This window comes from Thalassotalea sp. Sam97 (assembly GCF_041379765.1).
Lineage (GTDB): Bacteria > Pseudomonadota > Gammaproteobacteria > Enterobacterales > Alteromonadaceae > Thalassotalea_A > Thalassotalea_A maritima.
This window is the reverse complement of sequence record NZ_CP166919.1, coordinates 2,447,594-2,466,631: the sequence shown is the minus strand read 5'-3', so window position 1 is coordinate 2,466,631 and position 19,038 is coordinate 2,447,594. Positions and strand designations below refer to the sequence as shown.

General features: G+C 43.9%; 17 protein-coding genes and 1 tRNA gene. 1 reads left to right on the top strand and 17 read right to left on the bottom strand.

Translation table 11 applies throughout. The features are described from left to right. Positions 1–7: 7 nt before the first annotated feature. The 11 genes from ACAX20_RS10985 to ACAX20_RS10935 form a co-directional block, all read right to left on the bottom strand. Complete coding sequence (locus tag ACAX20_RS10985; RefSeq protein WP_371186173.1) at positions 8–1,654, bottom strand: amidohydrolase; 1,647 nt, start codon at positions 1,652–1,654, stop codon at positions 8–10. 129 nt (positions 1,655–1,783) lie between these two features. Further along, the gene (locus ACAX20_RS10980; RefSeq protein WP_371186171.1) at positions 1,784–3,001 is read right to left on the bottom strand and encodes an ABC transporter permease; all 1,218 of its coding nucleotides are present in this window, start codon (positions 2,999–3,001) and stop codon (positions 1,784–1,786) included. 5 nt (positions 3,002–3,006) lie between these two features. Then, complete coding sequence (locus tag ACAX20_RS10975; protein ID WP_371186169.1) at positions 3,007–4,317, bottom strand: ABC transporter permease; 1,311 nt, start codon at positions 4,315–4,317, stop codon at positions 3,007–3,009. A gap of 9 nt (positions 4,318–4,326) precedes the next feature. Further along, on the bottom strand, positions 4,327–5,025 hold the full coding sequence (locus ACAX20_RS10970) for an ABC transporter ATP-binding protein (protein ID WP_371186167.1): 699 nt from the start codon (positions 5,023–5,025) through the stop codon (positions 4,327–4,329). A 68-nt stretch (positions 5,026–5,093) separates the two neighbouring features. After that, positions 5,094–6,371 carry an efflux RND transporter periplasmic adaptor subunit gene (locus tag ACAX20_RS10965; RefSeq protein ID WP_371186165.1) on the bottom strand — a complete coding sequence of 426 codons (1,278 nt, stop codon included), beginning with the start codon at positions 6,369–6,371 and terminating at the stop codon, positions 5,094–5,096. Positions 6,372–6,712: 341 nt separating this feature from the next. Continuing rightward, positions 6,713–8,275: an apolipoprotein N-acyltransferase gene (gene lnt / locus ACAX20_RS10960; RefSeq protein ID WP_371186163.1), complete on the bottom strand. Its 1,563-nt coding sequence runs from the start codon at positions 8,273–8,275 to the stop codon at positions 6,713–6,715. A 92-nt stretch (positions 8,276–8,367) separates the two neighbouring features. Then, entirely contained in the window at positions 8,368–9,243 is an 876-nt protein-coding gene (locus ACAX20_RS10955) for an HlyC/CorC family transporter (RefSeq protein ID WP_371186161.1), read from the bottom strand. Positions 9,244–9,268: 25 nt separating this feature from the next. Beyond that, on the bottom strand, positions 9,269–9,736 hold the full coding sequence (gene ybeY / locus ACAX20_RS10950) for an rRNA maturation RNase YbeY (RefSeq protein ID WP_371186159.1): 468 nt from the start codon (positions 9,734–9,736) through the stop codon (positions 9,269–9,271). A 3-nt stretch (positions 9,737–9,739) separates the two neighbouring features. After that, positions 9,740–10,858 (bottom strand): PhoH family protein, encoded by a 1,119-nt coding sequence (locus tag ACAX20_RS10945; protein WP_371186157.1) that lies wholly within the window; start codon positions 10,856–10,858, stop codon positions 9,740–9,742. Positions 10,859–10,927: 69 nt separating this feature from the next. Then, a complete protein-coding gene (gene miaB, locus ACAX20_RS10940) occupies positions 10,928–12,370 on the bottom strand; it encodes a tRNA (N6-isopentenyl adenosine(37)-C2)-methylthiotransferase MiaB (RefSeq protein ID WP_371186155.1) in 1,443 nt (480 codons plus the stop codon). Between the two features lie 267 nt (positions 12,371–12,637). Then, positions 12,638–13,867 (bottom strand): iron-containing alcohol dehydrogenase, encoded by a 1,230-nt coding sequence (locus ACAX20_RS10935; protein WP_371186153.1) that lies wholly within the window; start codon positions 13,865–13,867, stop codon positions 12,638–12,640. A gap of 285 nt (positions 13,868–14,152) precedes the next feature. Here ACAX20_RS10935 and ACAX20_RS10930 point away from each other — a divergent pair, with 285 nt between their 5' ends. Beyond that, positions 14,153–15,325: an FAD-dependent oxidoreductase gene (locus ACAX20_RS10930; protein ID WP_371189639.1), complete on the top strand. Its 1,173-nt coding sequence runs from the start codon at positions 14,153–14,155 to the stop codon at positions 15,323–15,325. A 201-nt stretch (positions 15,326–15,526) separates the two neighbouring features. On the opposite strand, the gene ACAX20_RS10925 is transcribed toward ACAX20_RS10930, so the two are convergent. The 6 genes from ACAX20_RS10925 to ACAX20_RS10900 all read right to left on the bottom strand — a co-directional run bounded on the left by ACAX20_RS10925 (position 15,527) and on the right by ACAX20_RS10900 (position 19,028). Continuing rightward, positions 15,527–15,612: transfer RNA gene (locus tag ACAX20_RS10925), tRNA-Leu, on the bottom strand. 196 nt (positions 15,613–15,808) lie between these two features. After that, positions 15,809–16,969, bottom strand: coding sequence for an esterase (locus ACAX20_RS10920; RefSeq protein WP_371186152.1), 1,161 nt, complete (start codon positions 16,967–16,969; stop codon positions 15,809–15,811). A 150-nt stretch (positions 16,970–17,119) separates the two neighbouring features. After that, on the bottom strand, positions 17,120–17,365 hold the full coding sequence (locus tag ACAX20_RS10915) for a hypothetical protein (RefSeq protein ID WP_371186150.1): 246 nt from the start codon (positions 17,363–17,365) through the stop codon (positions 17,120–17,122). A 157-nt stretch (positions 17,366–17,522) separates the two neighbouring features. Next, entirely contained in the window at positions 17,523–18,008 is a 486-nt protein-coding gene (locus tag ACAX20_RS10910; protein WP_371186148.1) for a hypothetical protein, read from the bottom strand. Between the two features lie 106 nt (positions 18,009–18,114). After that, a complete protein-coding gene (locus ACAX20_RS10905) occupies positions 18,115–18,312 on the bottom strand; it encodes a hypothetical protein (RefSeq protein ID WP_371186146.1) in 198 nt (65 codons plus the stop codon). Between the two features lie 245 nt (positions 18,313–18,557). Beyond that, complete coding sequence (locus tag ACAX20_RS10900) at positions 18,558–19,028, bottom strand: hypothetical protein (protein WP_371186144.1); 471 nt, start codon at positions 19,026–19,028, stop codon at positions 18,558–18,560. Between the last annotated feature and the right edge of the window lie 10 nt (positions 19,029–19,038).

The following is a 19,038-nucleotide window of genomic DNA, read 5'->3' as shown; positions in this document are numbered from 1 at the left end:
GCTCTTGTTATAACGGTAATTTTTTACCATTAATGTAGGTAGCGAGAACCTTAGTACGCCAAATGTTTTGTTTATCGATGCTGAAAATATCTTGGTCAATGAAGATAAAGTCGGCTTTTTTACCCGCTTCTAAGCTACCAATAAGGTGTTCTTGATGTCCCGCGTAGGCGGCCGCCATGGTAAAACTATTAAACGCTTCGATGAGATCCATACGCTCGTTAGCATACCAGCCATTGCTAGGTTGGTCGTCTCGGTCTTGACGTGTGACAGCCGCATGCAGGCCAAAAAATGGGTTGGCAGGCTCGACAGGAAAGTCGGAGCCTGAGGCAATTATCACACCTTTATCAAGCAGACTTCGCCATGCATATGCGCCGCGGATACGCTCACTACCTAATCTATCTTCCGCCATATTTTTATCACTGGTGGCATGAGTGGCTTGCATTGACGCGATGATGTTGTGTTCACTAAAGCGTTGTAAGTCGGCTAATTGCAATACTTGAGCATGCTCAATACGATGCCGCAGTGCTTGACTGTTGGTTTGTTCGATTAATGTTTGATAGTGGTCGAGCACTAATTTGTTGGCGCGGTCGCCAATGGCATGGGTATTTACTTGAAAACCCGCTTGCATACTCGTTTGAATAAGCTGTTTTAATTGCTCTTCGTTGTGCAGTAGTAAGCCGCGATGATGGGGCTTATCAGTATAATCGGCGAGTAACGCTGCACCACGGCTACCGAGTGCACCGTCAGCTGAAATTTTTACGCTGTTGATTTGCAACATTCCCTGTTCATCGTAATAAGGGCCTAACTTAAGATGTTGATGCCAGTCAGCATCAAAGGCACCGAGCATGGCATTGACACGGATCAGCATGTCATTATTGCGATTTAATGATTTAAATGCCTGGATGTTATTCGAGTCTATGCCTGCATCATGGACACTCGTTAACCCCTGTCTCGCCAAATCTTGCATTGCGGTTTTTAAGGCGTATTGCTGCTCGTGCATGCTGAGTTGAGGAATTTTACGATAGACAAGATCCATGGCGTTATCAATAAACACACCGGTTGGTTTGCCGTCGCTGTCACGAATGATCTCGCCGCCATCAATATCTTTGGTATCCGCATTTACCCCCGCCATTTGCATCGCTTTGGAATTAACCCAAATGGCGTGACCGTCGATGCGCTGCAATACCACTGGACGATCAGCTATCAGCGAATCTAACGTGGCGGCACTCGGAAACTGTTTGCTAGGCCATTGTTCTTGGTTCCAACCTCGCCCTAACAGCCAAGAAAGCTGGCTATTTTTCATCGCATATTTGTTGACTCGTGCCGCAGCTATTTGCGCCGACTCGCTATTGACCAAATCAGCTTGCAGTAACGATTGACCATAGGATAGCACATGCCCATGGGCGTCAATCAGGCCTGGCAACATGGTTTTATTGGCTCCATCAATCACCGTAAATGTCGGCTTTTTTACGACCGCTTGTTGGTCTTTATACACGGTATCGATGATATCGTCGGTAAACTGGATAGCATGAAAGCGCACTAACTTACCGTTCTCCATGGTGTAGCCATTAATATTTTCAATGACCGTGGTTGCGGCGTGTGCCAGATTACTGGCAAGTAGCGCAGATAAACAAATTGCGTTGAAAAGCGTCATATTATCCTCGGGTAGCAACTGCTTGTTTACTTAAGTTTTTGTTATTTAATATAAATAAAGCCATCCCCTGTTGTAAAGGGAATGGCTTTAGAGCGCATACATGGTGTTGTGATGATATCGCTTTAAGCGTTACGCGGTTCTCGTTGCGATGGCCGGAGAGATCCTTGCGGCTTTGGTTGCTGGGTACAACACGGCAAGCTGGCCAACGATATATAAGGCAATGGCCCCGAGTATGAGCAATTCGCTATGTAGTGGCTGCATGGCAAAAGTGTTGACGAGCCACATATTCAATCCGACCGCACCCATCAGGCCTAGGGCAATACCAAAGCTGCTGATGATTAGGTTTTCTAGCATAAAATAACTCATGATTTGTTGGCGACTGGCACCTAGGGCGCGTCGAGTACCAATTTGTTTGGTACGGCGGTTAATTGAGAACATCGCTAAACCGACGATACCAAAGCCGGTAATGACGGTCAGCAAAATAATCACGATAGTGAGAATGTTATTCACGGCATTATGGTTACGATAAGAGCGCTCACGGGTTTCCGCCATGGTTGTCACTCGGCGAATAATACGCCCTTTATCAGCATCACTCAGTGTTTTTTCAATAATGGGCATCAGTTCATCACGGCGTCCAGGCTCACTGCGGATGATAAAACGACCACCGCTGGTTTCCATTTGATAGGGCACTAAGATTGAGCGTTCAACGCCATTCCAGCCATTCCACGGTGCTTGTAGCGTTTTGACAAGACCAATGATTTGCATCGGTTCATCGCGACCAATATACACGGTCTTACCGACGGCATTTTGCCAGTCGTCGGCAAATAAGGTCTGTGCCATCGCTTGGCTCATAATGATTTTTGCCGGCCATGAGGTCATGGAACTTGAACGCCATTCGATATCTGTTGGGGCAAAGTTTTCACCCATTATAAGCTCTAGACCAAGACTGTTTATGCCATGATCGTCCACCATATAAACCGCAACGCCAGTATCATCTTGTTCTTCTCCTGGTTTTGTTTGCAAGCTCATGGACCAACCACCACCGCTGATGGGAATGGCGTTGATTTGCGTAGCATCGATAACGCCGTCAATATTGCGAATGATGTCTAAATCTCGTTGCAAATTCACTTGCTGATTGTAATCATCGGCAAAAATGGTGTTGGACAGATGAAAAATATTGTCTTCATCTAAACCACTCGGGCGCGCCATTTGCTCACTACGAACTTGCATCATAAATACCGCATTAACCATAATGGTTAAGGTTAAGGCGATTTGTAAGGCGATTAACATCGCCCCCGTTTTATTACGCAATAGCGCTTTAATAATTAAGCTGAACTCGTTCATCATATCTCCTATTGCGCTTTTAACTGCGTCGATGGCTGAACATTACAGGCTCGCCATGTGGGGTATAAGCCAGCCAACAAGCTGGTGGTGATCGCTAATGCTATGGCGGTTAGCATCATGGTACTATCTAGTGTGGTGAGCTGTTGTAACATGTCGCCATAGAGCATATTAATGCCTTGTAAGCCCAACCAAGCCAATAACAGACCAAGTAGTCCGCCAGCTAAACCTATGCAACCGGATTCAACTAAGTACTGAGCAAACAAACTGCTGCGACTGGCACCAAGCGCTTGGCGTACACCAATCTCTGCGGATTTAGATAAAAACTTGGCCAATAATAAACCAACGGTATTTAACAAACACACCACCAAAAACATCAGTGACATTGCCGTCATCATGACCGCGTCATCGGCAACAACTTGCTGCTCTTCAAGCCATTGCATCACGTTACTTAAGCGGTTATTCAGCGGGCGCTCGAAACGGCCAATAAGCTTTTGTTGTTCAACATAGGCATTAAGGAAGGTCATATAATCTTGTTTTTCTTGCTCACTGTTAAGCTCTACCCAAAATTGTAACCACACACATTCTGAGTCTAAAAAGGCTTGCCAGCCATCGCCACTGGGTTTCCAACAATTGGTGTTACCGCTGCGATTGATCTTTTGCTCAGCAACCAACGAAAAAGGCACAAAAATGTCTTCACTTTCATTAAATGCGCCAGTGGTGATGTCGTAAAAGCGTGGCATCGGTTGCCATGTGTCGATAACGCCCGATACTTTGTAGTAATTACCAGCAATCCTTAGTTGACGGCCAACCGAGTTCTCGCCACCAAATACACGCTCGTTTATCTCACGGCTCAACACCACGACTTGCTCTTTATTGATATCGGCATTGTGATCCCAACCGCCACCATAGATAAACGGCACATCAAACATGGCAAAGAAATCGGCTGAATTGGCTCGGGCACTGACTAAAAACGGCAATGCATCATCGCCCTCGGGCTCAATAACGGCATTGGCTTGCGACTGTATGCTTTGGCGGAACGCCTTTTGTTGGGCAAATAAATAGGTACCATCTCGATAGGTCACTTGATCGGGGGGATCGCCATCATCATTGGCACCGTTATTCACATCCCAGCTATCAAGCTGGACATAGTAGAGATTATCTGACTTATGAGGAATTGGGTTAGCTGACATTAAATAGGTGACAGTGACCGTGGTCATTGACGCGCCAATACCGAGGCCTATGGCAATAATCATGAGTGCACTCAGTCCCCAGTGTTTAACAATGCTGATCCGAGCCAGTTTTAGATAATAGAGAAACATAAGGGCTCCTTAAGCGCTCGCCATTTTATTGCAAACAACCATATCTAGTTCGCTGACACGACCGTCTTTGATTTGAATTTTTCGCTTGGCGCGATTGGCTAATTCATTATCGTGAGTGACCATGATGATGGTGGTACCTTGTTGGTTGATTTCTTCAAGTAATTCCATAACGCCTTGCGCCATTTGCGTATCAAGGTTACCGGTTGGTTCATCAGCCAATAAAAAACGAGGGTGGGTGGCGAGTGCTCTGGCAATCGCCACCCGTTGTTGCTGACCACCGGAAAGCTGGCTTGGTAGATGTTTTTTCCGGTTGGCTAAGCCGACCATATCTAAGTAATGCTCAATGCGCTCTTTACGTTGTTTAGCTGTCATTTTTTGGTAACGAAGTGGCACATCGACGTTATCAAACAGGTTCAGATCAGGGATCAGGTTGAAACTTTGAAAGATAAAACCGATCTTTTCATTACGAAACTGTGAGCGCTGATTGTCGTTTAGGGCACCCACATCAATGCCATCGAGTTGATACTGACCACTACTGAACGTTTCCAACAAACCGGCAATATTTAAAAACGTGGTTTTGCCTGAACCTGAAGGCCCCGTGACGCTGATAAAGTCACCTTCTTGAACTTGCAAATGAAAGTCACGTAAGGCGTGTGTTTGCACTTCATCTGTTTTAAATACTTTATTGATATTTTTCATGGTTAACATAACAGTTCCTCTTGGTTATTTGTGTTGCAGTCAATGGCTGTTCATTGCTTGCGATATCTAGGTTATGGCTATTGAGTGAGCATGACGCGTTCGGCATTTTCAAATATGTCGGTACCCGATATCACTATCGTCTCCCCCACATCGAGGCCATCAATGATTTCTACTTTACTCAGGCTACGAGCCCCTGTTTGAATACTGCGTTTGCTGGCAATACCGTCTTTGACGACATAAGCAAAGCGACCATTCGAGCTGTCGAGAAACTGTCCGCGGCGCACTTGTAGGACTTGTTGTCGGTGTTCGAGCAAAATACGCGTGTTAAGTCTCTGGTTTTGTCTTAGACCTTGCGGCATATGTTGCTCAAAACGCACGCGACCGGTGACCTGGTTATCCAGGATTTCGGGGGAAATTGTCACCAGTCGCGCACGATACGGTTGTTGGGCAAAAATGATTTCAACATCCATGCCCAGCAATAGGTCGTCGGCGTATGATTCAGGCACAGCAACTTCAACTTCAAACTGACTCAGATCAACCACCATTAATATCGGTTGGTTTTTTACAAGGTAGGTTTTGTTTTCGACATTGAGGTTGCCGACAATACCATTAACAGGGGAGGTCACGGTTAAGGCATCAACTTGTCGTTCGAGATCTTTGACGAACAATGCTTGGCGTTGGATATCTAACCGTAGACTTTGCAATTCAAAGTCCATCGATTCTTTGGCAAGTTTCGCGTCACTAACGGCATGATCGTACTGCAATTGCGCATTGGCTAAGTCATCTTGGGCTTTCTCAAAGTCGATTTGGCTAATGGCATGCTTTTCATACGCTTGGTCGGCACGACGTTTCTCTCTCCGCGCGGTGGTTAATGTCACTTGTGCTAAGTCGACCGCTTTTTTATCCATCAGTTGTTGTTTTTTACCCTGGATGATTTGCCGTTGTAAACCGGCTTGAAGATTTTCTAATTGGGCTTTTTCTTGGTCGTAGCGGCTGGTGAGTTCGGGACTGTCAATGTGGGCTAAGATATCGCCTTGCGCCACTTCACTACCGGCATCGATGGTAAAGGTGATAGAGCCTTCAGCGGGGGCATACAAGGTAGGACTCACTGCCGCAACCACTCGCCCTTGTACCGATACATCGCGAGTAAAGTCACCATGCTCAATGGTTGCTAAGCGCACGCGTTCAAGTGGAATAGAGCGATCTGCTTGGCTCCATTTCGCCACCGCAGGACTAAGTACGTAAAATGCAAGCAACAAAAATAGCAGGCAACTGCCTGCGATTAACAGTCGTTGCTTATGCTTTGGTTTTCGCTCAACAACAACGTCTTGCGAGCTGGTATCCGATAATTTCATATTTCCCCCGTTGGCTTAGCAATATGGTTATTGCTAAGCGATCACTTAGTTCGTGAACCGCAACTTCTGTGCGGATTTTTTTAATCAACAAAGGGTTAGTCGCGACAAATTCGAAAAAGGTTGAAAGAAATTAACAAAAAATTTACGAGTGTTGTGTGCAGGCGGAAGACGGTAGGTGGATGCGGTCTAGCTGGGCTAGATTTTTTAAGGAGGAATTTGGCGAACACTAGTGTCTGTCGCAACGATCAGGCCCGCAACAAGCGCTCCTTTGCAATCAACACAGGTAAAGGCGCTTGCCGGTGTAACAGAGTTGACGGGCGACTTGCTCAAGGAGCACAGCGTTATGCTTTATTTTGATTTTTGCGGTTCCAATACAGGCGAACAACAATGAATGCCATCAATAACCAGCACAATACTTGCTGGGCAATACGTCCGTACTGGCTATATAAGGTATTACTGTGCACTTTGTTAACCGTGGTGGACAGTATCGCCTCTTGAAACTGTGGTACATCGGCAACAATATTGCCGCGGTGATCAATCACCGCTGTTAAGCCGTTATTGGTTGCTCGCAGCACCGGTTTAGCAAATTCGATAGCACGCATTCGAGCGATTTCTAAATGCTGATGTGGACCATGCGAGGCACCGAACCAAGCATCATTACTGATGGTTAAGATGACATCGGTTTTTGGCGTCATATTTGCGGCTAACTGATTGGGAAAAACGATTTCAAAACAAATCAGTGGCAACAGGTGCGTATCATTAGCGACTAAGTTTTGTTGTACATAGTCACCGCGACTAAATGATGACATAGGTAAATTAAACAGCGGTGCAATGGGTCGAAGCAAGTCACCAAATGGCACAAACTCACCAATGGGCAGTAAGTGGTGTTTATTAAAGTGATTGCCGTTACCGTAGTAGTAATCAGCTTGCTCAGCATCACGGTGTTTATTACCTAAGGTAATGATCTTGTTGTAAAACTGGCGAGTGTCGACATCATAATTAAGAATACCGGTAACAAGGGCACTGCGCTGGCTGTGCGCTTGGCGATTTAAATAACGCAACGTTGGTTGCGCCAGAGGCTCAACTCGCGGAATCGCCGCTTCAGGCCATATAATTAAGTCATGTTCAGCGTATAAAGGCTCGGTTAATTCCACGTATAAGTCGATAATGTCTTGCTCGACCTTTTCGTCCCAGCGTAGCTCTTGTTTGATGTTGCCTTGTACCAGCGCGACGTTGAGTTGCTCACCAGTTTCATTGACCGCTGTCAGTGATGTGGTAAATGGTGTGATTGCGATGACCGCAGTAACCGCCGCGCTAGAGCGTAAACAAAAACTCGATTGCAGTTGCTTGGCAATTGCGGCAACAATGAAAACGATAACAAAGCTAATGCCTACTTCACCGATAATTGGTGCCCACGAGACCAGCGGTCCGTCGACCTGAGTGTAACCAATGGATAACCAAGGAAAACCGGTTAACAGCTCACTGCGTAAGTACTCACACACTAACCAGGTTAGGGGAACAAGTAAGACATTAACATGTCGTGATCGCGTTAGCTTGGCGCTTAAATACCCTGATAATGCCGGAAATAGGGCAAGGTAAGCGCACAGAAGCGCCATAAGCAATAAAGATACGGCAAGAGGAAGACCACCAAACTGCTCTATCGAGACATGTACCCAGCTAATACCAGCCGAGAAGTAACCAAACCCCCAACCAAAACTGCGGGTCAGCGCCGTTTTGGTTGATGTTTTATTGATTTGCAGTAGCCAGACAAGTAACGACAGTGGTGCGAGATACCAATGCCCAAAGGGGGCGAAAGCAAACGTGGCAACGGTGCCGGCAAGAAAACAAACAATGAAAGCCAGTATCGGGTGTTCTATTTGAAATCTTGGGGTCGTTGTTGCCATACTATTATCGTTTATCAACCGTGTTACTTGTTATGCGTTGTTGTATCGATTGTTTAATTTAATGGTTTAATTTAACCAGTTTTTATTGGTGGCTACTCAGCAAGTTTACCGTTGATTTCATGCCCGTCAGGTACCACCACTTGTAATTGTTGAATACGGCGCTTGTCGGCATTAACGATTTTAAAGACAAACCCGTCGATGGTAATTTTTTCACCGCGTTTAGGCATGTGACCAAAGTGTTGAGTAACGGTACCACCAATGGTATCGGCTTCTTCTTCGTTAAAGCCAGAGGCAAAGTACTCATTAAAATCGACAAGCTCGGTCAAGGCTTTTACTTGATAAACATTACCGCTTAAATGACGAATTTCACGCTCAAGCATATCATCGTGTTCATCTTCGATTTCACCAACGATGAGTTCAAGAATGTCCTCAATGGTGACTAAGCCAGAGACGCCACCATATTCATCAACGACAATCGCCATATGGTAGCGTTGTTGTCGGAATTCTTTTAACAACGGTTCAACGCGTTTGCTTTCAGGAATGATGATGGCTTCACGTAACAGATCGGCAACTTTTAGATCGCAAGCATCTTGATTAAACGCATACGGAAGTAAGTCTTTGGCAAGCAATATACCTTCAATATGGTCGATATCGTCATTAATTACAGGAAAGCGAGAGTGCGCAGAGTCAATGATGATAGGCAAAATATCTTCGATGCTTTGCGAAATATCAATGGTAACCATGTGCGAACGAGGGATCATGATATCGCGTACACGCATGTCGCTTACTTCAAGAACGCCCTCAAGCATTTGCTTGGTTGATTGTTTGATCAAGTCACGGTCGGTTGCATCAGTTAATACATCGACCAGTTCTTCTTTACTTTGCGGCTCTCCGGTAAAAACTTGTACAATTTTTTCCATTAATGTTTTTGAAGAGCCGGTCGTAGACTGGGAATTGTCATCGCTCATAGAGCAGCGTTATGTCCTGTGTTAGTTAATCTTCAGAAGCAATATAGGGGTTACTAATGCCTAATTCAGCCAGTAACTGTATTTCGATTGCTTCCATTTCATTTGCTTCATCTTCGTTTATATGATCATAACCTAACAAATGCAAGCATCCGTGGATGATCATATGCGCCCAATGAGCCAATATATCTTTACCTTGTTGTTGCGCTTCTTGTGCAACAACGTCAGCACAAATGACTAAATCGCCCAATAAATCTAACTCAATGCCTTCGGGTACCTCAAATGGGAATGACAGGACATTGGTCGGCTTATCTTTACCACGGTAGGTGGCATTGAGTTGTTGCGATTCATCACAGGTTACCATGCGAACAGTAACCTCAAAAGGTTTGTTGTATGGCGCTAATACGGTATTAAGCCATAATAAGATTTGCTGTTCGCTTGGTAAATTGTCATTATCGCAAGCGACTTGCAAATCGAGCTGAATGTTGGTGGTCATAGGTTAGTCAGTGCTCTTATTGGCGTGGCTATCCGTGTCATTATCGGTCGACTTTGTGGGTTCAGCAACGTTATTGTCAGCGATACGTGGCTTTTGTTGCTTATCGGTATGCTTGTATACAGCATTGTTGCTGTCGTGACGTTCGTAAGCTTCAACTATACGCGCAACCACAGGGTGGCGCACCACGTCTTTTGATTGAAAGTAGTTAAAGCTTACGCCTTTGATGTTATCTAATACTTCAATAGCATGGCGTAAACCACTGCGTTGACCGCGTGGTAAGTCGATTTGGGTGATGTCACCAGTGATCACCGCCTTTGAATTAAAACCAATACGAGTTAAGAACATTTTCATTTGCTCTACGGTGGTATTTTGGCTTTCATCGAGAATAATAAAGGCGTCATTTAAGGTTCGGCCACGCATATAGGCCAATGGTGCTACTTCAATGACATTGCGCTCGATAAGCTTTTCGACTTTTTCAAAACCGAGCATTTCAAATAACGCATCGTATAGTGGGCGCAAGTAAGGGTCGACTTTTTGACTTAAATCACCAGGTAAAAAGCCGAGTTTTTCACCGGCTTCAACCGCTGGACGAGTTAATAATATACGACGTATTTCTTGGCGCTCTAGCGCATCAACCGCGCACGCAACCGCTAAATAGGTTTTGCCGGTGCCGGCAACACCAACACCAAAGCTGATGTCATTAGTCAGTACGTTTTGTACGTACTCTGCTTGGTTTTTATTACGAGGTTTGATGATGCCACGTTTGGTTTTAATGGTCACCATTTGCTCATAATCGTTATCGTATTCAGAGACTTTTTGCTCAGGGACGCTGAGCTCGGTCATCATCAGGTGCAATTCTTCCGCTGAAATACTACCAACGCGACCTTTGACCGGTGCCGTCATTACGTACAAATCTTTAAGCAGCTTAACAACAGCCTTACACACAAGTTCGTTGCCGTGTACTTTAAAGGTATTACCACGGTAGCCTATTTCAACCCCCATACGGCTTTCAATTTTGCGCAGGTTGTCATCTAAAGGACCGCAAAGGTTGGCTAATCGATTGTTATCTAGAGGCTCTAGAATCACTTCATGGCTGTGTTTACGGTCATCTTTGTTAGTCAAAATAGGCTCTTTATGCTGCATTGGAATGTATTATTATTGTTGTTTTTTCAAAATTAGCACGCTTACACCTTATGGCGTAAACGTGCTTACACCCAGCTCATCAACACCGTGACGAGGGGTGTTGTGATGCTGGTTTGCTAAAATGTCCGCTGGTGAATGCGCAATACGAAGACCCATTTGATCTTCGGTACGCACTAACTTACCGCGTAATGAGTTGGCGTATACATCGGTGATTTCTACATCAACGAATTGACCAATAACGGTATGCGGTGCTTCAAAGTTAACGATGCGGTTGTTTTCGGTACGGCCACGCAACTCCATAGGGTTTTTCTTCGATGGACCTTCTACCAAAATACGCTGCTCAGTACCTAACATGCGACGAGCATGTTGCAAGGCTTGCGAATTTACGCGGTCTTGTAAAATTTGCAAACGCACTTTTTTGGTGTCATCGCTTACATCGTCTACCGCATCTGCTGCTGGTGTACCTGGACGGGCGCTGTAGATAAAGCTGAAGCTTAAGTCAAAGTCGATGGCTTTGATCAGGTTCATGGTCGCTTCAAAATCTTCATCGGTTTCACCTGGGTAGCCAACAATAAAGTCAGATGACATGGCGATATCAGGGCGCGCACGGCGTAGCGCACGAATTTTAGATTTATATTCAATCGCAGTATGGCCACGTTTCATCATCGTTAAGATGCGATCAGAGCCGGTTTGCACTGGCAAATGCAGATGACTGACAAGCTCTGGTACGTCTTTATATGCTTCGATAATGTCGTCAGTAAATTCTACTGGGTGTGACGTGGTGTAACGGATACGGTCGATACCATCAATCGTTGCCACTAAACGCAATAAGTCGCTGAAACGACAAATACCGCCATCGTGGGTTTCACCACGGTAGGCATTTACGTTTTGGCCTAATAGGTTGACTTCTCGTACACCTTGCTCAGCAAGCTGGGCAATTTCATATAATACGTCGTCAAGTGGGCGAGATACTTCTTCGCCACGGGTGTAAGGTACTACACAGAATGTACAGTATTTAGAACAGCCTTCCATAATCGAAACAAACGCAGTTGGGCCTTCTGCTTTTGGCTCTGGCAGACGATCAAATTTTTCGATCTCAGGGAAACTTACGTCAACAACCGACGTGTCATCGCTATTCACCTTGTTAATCATTTCCGGTAAGCGATGCAAGGTTTGTGGACCAAATACGATGTCGACAAATGGCGCACGTTGACGTATCGCATCACCTTCTTGTGAAGCAACACAGCCACCGACACCAATAATAAGATCCGGTTTTGCATTTTTCATGGTTTTCCAGCGGCCTAACTGGTGGAAAACTTTCTCTTGAGCTTTTTCACGGATAGAACAGGTGTTTAGCAGCAACACGTCCGCTTCTTCCGGCTCGCTTACTTCAATGAAACCGTGGGTAGAGTCTAACAAATCGGCCATCTTCTGCGAGTCGTACTCGTTCATCTGACAGCCCCAGGTTTTAATGTAAAGCTTTTTACTCATTGCAAATATTGCCCAAATATCTAATTCATACAAAATTTTACTAAACTTAGCTTGCTCGAAAGCGGACTAAAAATACGTAGCCATAGCCAAGATAGCATTTAAGGGGGCGTATTTTACTCTTTCTTCACATAATCCGCCAGCGTTGTTGGCGTATTAATTTGTAATAAGATCGTTAACCAGATGCATGGAGTAAGGTGGTCATCGTGTTATGACGGATAGCAAGCAAAGACATTGCTTTACATGCTTGCTATCAGACAAGGTACATTGTTACGAGTTGTATCGAGGCTTAATCAGTTGTTGTAGGATCTCAACGCATTGTTCTTCATCGATATAAACAGGTACCGCATAAAGAAAATGTGCTTCTTTAAGCGCAGCCTTTGCTATCACTGGGCAGTCATCTATTTGCAATGGCTCAACGTGCTGCGGGATCGCTAAGTTGTGGCACAGCATTGTGACTGCGTCGATAAAAGCAAAGCTTGCTGCTTGCGGGTTACTCGCTTGGATCCCGATTGCTGTTGCAAGCTCAGCAAATTGACGTTCGCATGCCGGTTGATTGAGCTTCATAATGGCAACCAATACCATGGCATTGGCAAGCCCGTGGGCAATATGATAACGCGCACCTAGTTGATGAGCGATGGCGTGCACGTAACCAACCCCGGCTTTATTGAACGCAAGCCCAGCGTACGTTGACGCCAGTGCCATTTGTTGTCGTGCTTGAACGTTGTCGCCTTGGTTATAGCAATCTTTGAGGTTATTGAAAATAAGTCGCACGGCAGCAAGCGCGTAGCGGTTGGTCTCTGAGCTGGCGTTTTTCGATGTATATGCCTCAATGGCGTGCGTTAGCGCATCCATACCCGTTGCTGCTGTCATGTGAGCGGGTAAACCTGTCATGATATTGCCACATACTGCTGCGGCATCCGCGGTAATAATAGGGCTTATCACAGGATATTTTTGATTATTCTCTGCGTTGGTAATGATAGCCGCCATGGTGGCTTCAGAGCCGGTGCCTGCCGTTGTGGGGATAACATAAAGCGGCACACTTTTACGCCATAATTTAAGTAGTCCCTGACGACGTCGTATGTGTTTTTCTTGCAGTGAGGCTTTATGGGCTAAACCGGCGATCATTTTCGCGGTATCAAGAACCGAACCGCCCCCAATGGCCAGCACCGTATCATTTCCAGCCGTTCTTAAGGCGTTAACACCGGCAATAATGACCCGCTCATCGGGGTCGGGTTGTATATCGGAAAAAATATCATATGCGATGTTGTGTTGCTTAAAATACGCCTGTATCGGCTCGATGGTGCCTAAATCGAGCAGTGCATTGTCAGTGACAATTAATGGTCTTTTGCTACCGCTACTGCTCATAAATAACAACAAGTCATCGATGGCTTGTGTTCCTGTAAATAATAATGGTTTCGGAATGTTCAACATTCTTGCGGCGTATTTAAGCGCTATCGCATTAAGTCGGTATAGATATTGGAGTAACGCAATCGGCATATTGTGATCTTATTAGCTTGCTGATGTTATTAAATCTAAACGCTTTTTTGCTGTTTGTAAAAAACAGTAAGGGAGATGAAGGCAGATCATGAACAACGAAACCTTGAAAAGGTACATCAAACATGGTGAAAGCCAGCTTTACATATGGCAACAATCTTTAGGGTTCGTTACAATCAAAATATTATCATAAACACAGATGAGACTGTTGTGACCTCGACCAACCTTTGTAACGCTTCAATGCAACGCTCCGACGTAGCACCTCAAGAACAACAAAATGACAAGCCAATGAATAAATACAGTGACTGCTTAATTATTGGTGGAGGTATGATTGGTGGAGCAACGGCACTGGCGTTAGCTGAGCTTGGTTTGAAAGTGGCGGTTGTTGAAAAGGTTTCACCATTAGCTTTTGAGCCATCACAGCGATTTGATTTGCGAGTGTCTGCAATTTCTTTGGCATCAGAGCAACTCCTAAATGATTTAGGTGCATGGCAAGCGGTTCCAAGTGCCAGGGCGTGTATCTATCGACGCTTAGGGGTATGGGAAGATGATTTATCATATGCTGAATTTAATTGCGCTGAAATCAACACCGACCATTTAGGGCACATTGTTGAAAACAGGCTGATTCAATTAGCGCTTTGGCTACAAATGCAGCTACATCCCAACATAGAGTTATTGTGCCCCCAGAGTTTGCTGAGCTTTCAACAGCGCGATGATGGTGTGTTAGCGCAGCTCGATGGCATGATCATTAAAACCAACTTATTGATTGCCGCCGATGGCGCTAACTCTCGAGTTAGGCAGTTAGCAGGTATCGGTATTACGGGCTGGGATTATCAGCAAAGCGCGATGTTGATTAATGTACAAACTGAGCTTGAGCAACAAGATATTACTTGGCAAAAATTTGAGCCAACTGGACCGTTAGCGTATTTACCTATGCCTGGTAACAACGCCTCATTGGTGTGGTATCAACAAAAAGCGGAAATCAAACGTCTATCTGCGCTTTCGAATGAGCAATTAAGGCAAGAGATCGCAACACAGTTTCCTAAACGGTTAGGTAACGTTCGTGTTGTCGATAAAGGCGCCTTTCCGTTAACAAGACGCCACGCGAATCAGTACGTGAAAGGGCAGGTAGTGCTACTGGGTGATGCGGCGCATACCATTAACCCATTAGCTGGGCAGGGTGTGAACCTTGGCTTTAAAGATGTTAAAGCACTGCAAATGGTCATAGCTAAAGCGATTGGTAATGGCCAAAAGTACTTTAGCCCAGAGGTGTTAGCTCGATATGAAAAAAAACGACGTCACGATAACCTAATGATGATGTCCGGCATGGATGCCATTTATCAGATGTTTTCTAATGCCTCCTTGCCGGCAAAATTATTGCGCAATGCTGGTTTGTTTATCGCCAACCGTGCAGGGGGGGTAAAACAAAAAGCGCTTAAATACGCATGTGGCTTGGAATGAGCGCACAAGTTTCGCATAACGCGATGGTGATCTTAAGATGAGAGTATACAAATAAATCTGATACCCGAACCTCAGATTTATTTGTGGGCGATAACTGTTCAGCCATAAACCCTTCCTGATTTTCAGGCATAAAAAAAAGCTCTGCAAAGCGTTTTAAATAAAACATTTTGCAGAGCTTTCTACATCATCCATGAAAGTACATGGTGCGGGAGGAGAGACTTGAACTCTCACATCCTGAGGATACTGGAACCTAAATCCAGCGCGTCTACCAATTCCGCCACTCCCGCGATGTGGAGTGCATTATAGAGATGAAAATTTAAAGGGCAAGCGTTTTTTAACGAATTTTGCTATTTAATTATTTCTATGGTCTGTTCGTGCCAACTCTCGATCTTCACCACACAAGAAAAGAGCACCATATTGCATCATGTTGCTGGATGCAATACGGTCAAGATCATAGTGCCAAAATCGGACGCTGAACCGAGCTTAGTGTTTCATCATGTTTTTAAACTCATCAAGGAATTGTTGGTGTTTATCTTGATGCCATTGACCCATAGATTTGGACTTTTCTAACGCTATCGATTGAACATGAATTGCTTTTTTTACGTCACCTTGATCTGCAAGAGCTTTAGCTAATGAGGCGTGTGCATATGCTGAATCAGGGTAAAGTTCAGTCACCTTAGTATATATCTCAAGAGCTTCACTTGGGTTTTGGGCAACTTTTGACTTAGCAAGAGACTTTAATGAGCCTTCTGCTGATATTTCAAAACCATATTTATGCTTTGACAGCTTGTCGTAGTATGTAATGATCGCATCAACGCCACGTTGAGAGACTTCTGAGTCAGCAGCTAAATCGTGATGTATATCGTCAAATAAGGCTTCAATACCATTTAGTAGGGTTACTACAGGTCGAGACATATAATAATGGTTTTCGCTATTATTAGACTGCCACGTTAACTGGGGGTTAGTTTGCTTAGCTAAGTAATTCTCAAATTGCTTAAATGACTCGATATGGGCTTTCTCATAATTATGGTTACCAATTGCCATGTAAAGAAATTTCATACCATCGTATTGTGCTCCTAGTTTAGTTGGAGCGTCACTTAAAACACGAGCAAAGTCGTTGTTGAGTGTTGGGCTTGCAATTAGGTAGGCGTCAAACATACTGGGTCTATTTAAAAGGGTATATAGACCAAGCGCACCATTGCTCATAAAACCATTGAATATTCTGTACCCGTTGGTTCGGTATTTTTCATCTACTTTTTTCAATATTCCTTGCTGAAGAATGTCTAAAATACGTTGATTACTAGGGTTAGCGACTAAATCTTCAAATACGCCAGCAAATTCAGCGTTATAATCGGCAGGAGTCACTACTATAGTTTTTAACCAAGGCCATTCACCGTTGTGGCTCAACCAATCATGCATACCACTAATAAACGGCTGACTTCTAGGGTGCATATCAAAAAGTACAAAGTAGTTTTTGTTTACATCTTCCGCATATTTGTGGGGAAGAGTGATGTTGTATTTTATAGCAGATTTAAACCCTTCAGGTTTTATTTCAATCGTCTCTAACGGGTTGAGAGCAGCAATATCAACTGCCAAACATGGTATCGATATTGAGAGTAATATCACAAACAAAGCGTGTTTCATGTAACTTCCTTATTTTTATTGGTAATAAATTTGTTAATTAAGTTTTTCTTTGATGATTATTTTATAAAATACATGCGAAGTCACAATCGCACAAAAAACAAACTGACAGTTCCACATCTTTGGCTAAGCATCAATGTCCGCTCATCGCTCTTAAGAAACGTCAATTTTTTCAATTGACCACTCATTGTTTATTTCATCAAAGAACGCTAAGTAGCCTGACTTTAATTCTTTAAACTCTGATATCCAAGGGTATCTGTCAAATAAACACCCCATGCAAACAACACGTCCATCATCGGAATTGTCGGTGGTGTTACACATGAACTGCCACCCTCCATCATCCCAATGTAAGACTTCGACAATTGGTTGTTCGCCATTCAATACAAATTTGGTTGTCACAACCTCTGTATTTACATCACAGGTAAAAGGCCAAGTCTTGGGGATAACTTCGTGGTTCGGACAGCTTACTTTTCTCACTTAAATAGCCTATTTTATTATTCGTCAGAACAGCTCTTGTTCGCTCTTTACAGTCATAGTTAAGCAAACGCTTTAGTTATTAAATTGTTTTATGCCACGCTTTGAGGTCTTGCAATTCTGTCAACGCTTGCTTTTTCTCAACTAAATACCAACCAAAAGTAGCGCCTAATAGCATGTTATGCTGGGATTCAATTGCTTTATCAGATGCTGACTTAGAAGTTACAAGCTGATATTTGAAGAAATATTCTGTTCCTAGTTTGAACTCAAAAACAAAATCTAAATTAGCTATTTTAATCGCTGCATTTGGTGTAAATGATACTTCGTGTGTTCCTGGTTGTAATACAACCTTTGCAAAGCCAGGATAACCAATACAACCTTTATATTCCCCAGCGATCCCTACTAATAAGCAAGAAGTAACACCTGGCATACTATCTTGATAAAAATAAGCCGTAACATCATCTTTGTTATTTGGTGAAGAGTAATTAAAAACGGGCCCTTGGGGTACAACGTCGGTACTTACGCACCCCTGAATGATAAATAAAAGAGATAAAATTAAAATTCTCACTGCGTAGATATCCTTGTTATCTAATATTGGCTCCTTGCGAATAAATGGCGCAATAAAACCTTATAGTAATTAGTTTGAACGGCCGTTGCTCGCTCATTAGAGCCTGTTATTTCTTTTGGTCATCCGTCGGGTTATTAAAACCACCTGGCATATTATCTTCAACTTCAGCGACAATTCCATTTACAAACATCCCTACAAGCGTGATGAGTAAAACAATCCAAAAATTAAAGTTTGCGAAATAACTAATTATTCCCGCAATTACAGAAGCTATCGCTATGGTTATAAATAACGGCGGTATTCGCAATGGTTTATCCTTGGTTGAACGGCTGTTGTTCTCGTTACAGCCCTTGACTGCTTACCAAACTACCTGATAGTGCCGACTGACGCAAATGTGTCAGGAAAGCCAGTTAACAATTGCCAATATATGCAATTGTTGAGGATACTGAGGACCGATTAATCAATGCTTAATTCACAGCAGACATTGGTTTCGAGTGTGTATAGGTGTTTTACGGCTTTTTGAAAATCTATGTGGTTCCCATAATTCAGATTCTAACATCGCTCTCCTGAAACTTGCCTTCCAGGGTAAGCAACTTTTGTAAATGGCCATTCGTTTTGGAGCCACTCTGATACCACTTTATAAAGCGGAATTTCTAATTCTAGATTATCGGTTCGAATCCAAAAGTGTACTTCGCAATCGAAATATACTGAACGGCTGGGGTCCACGTAAATAGAGCCAAAACACTTGTTTTCAGCGTTATTTAAAACGGAATATGCGAAGGCTTTTCTAGCCTCAAATTCTTCCTCATGAACCTTTATGCTGATTAAATTCTCATTCATTGTCATGTTGGAGTTTGGCCAAGTGGAATTTCGACCAAATATTCCTTGAAGCTCGCTTTGACTAGACATGACTGCTTCGTAGTCTAAATCTGCAACATTTCGGGTCAAAGGACAAATGTGAAATGTATTAGTTTCTAACTTTGTGGGCACTTTAAAGTTGATAGGAAGAAATTGCTGCGACATTATCGGAACC

Coding starts and splice junctions, on each gene's coding strand:
- ACAX20_RS10985 (WP_371186173.1), bottom strand. CDS start 1,654: ATGACGCTTTTCAACGCAATTTGTTTATCTGCGCTACTTGCCAGTAAT.
- ACAX20_RS10980 (WP_371186171.1), bottom strand. CDS start 3,001: ATGATGAACGAGTTCAGCTTAATTATTAAAGCGCTATTGCGTAATAAA.
- ACAX20_RS10975 (WP_371186169.1), bottom strand. CDS start 4,317: ATGTTTCTCTATTATCTAAAACTGGCTCGGATCAGCATTGTTAAACAC.
- ACAX20_RS10970 (WP_371186167.1), bottom strand. CDS start 5,025: ATGTTAACCATGAAAAATATCAATAAAGTATTTAAAACAGATGAAGTG.
- ACAX20_RS10965 (WP_371186165.1), bottom strand. CDS start 6,371: ATGAAATTATCGGATACCAGCTCGCAAGACGTTGTTGTTGAGCGAAAA.
- lnt (WP_371186163.1), bottom strand. CDS start 8,275: ATGGCAACAACGACCCCAAGATTTCAAATAGAACACCCGATACTGGCT.
- ACAX20_RS10955 (WP_371186161.1), bottom strand. CDS start 9,243: ATGAGCGATGACAATTCCCAGTCTACGACCGGCTCTTCAAAAACATTA.
- ybeY (WP_371186159.1), bottom strand. CDS start 9,736: ATGACCACCAACATTCAGCTCGATTTGCAAGTCGCTTGCGATAATGAC.
- miaB (WP_371186155.1), bottom strand. CDS start 12,370: ATGAGTAAAAAGCTTTACATTAAAACCTGGGGCTGTCAGATGAACGAG.
- ACAX20_RS10935 (WP_371186153.1), bottom strand. CDS start 13,867: ATGCCGATTGCGTTACTCCAATATCTATACCGACTTAATGCGATAGCG.
- ACAX20_RS10930 (WP_371189639.1), top strand. CDS start 14,153: ATGAATAAATACAGTGACTGCTTAATTATTGGTGGAGGTATGATTGGT.
- ACAX20_RS10920 (WP_371186152.1), bottom strand. CDS start 16,969: ATGAAACACGCTTTGTTTGTGATATTACTCTCAATATCGATACCATGT.
- ACAX20_RS10900 (WP_371186144.1), bottom strand. CDS start 19,028: ATGTCGCAGCAATTTCTTCCTATCAACTTTAAAGTGCCCACAAAGTTA.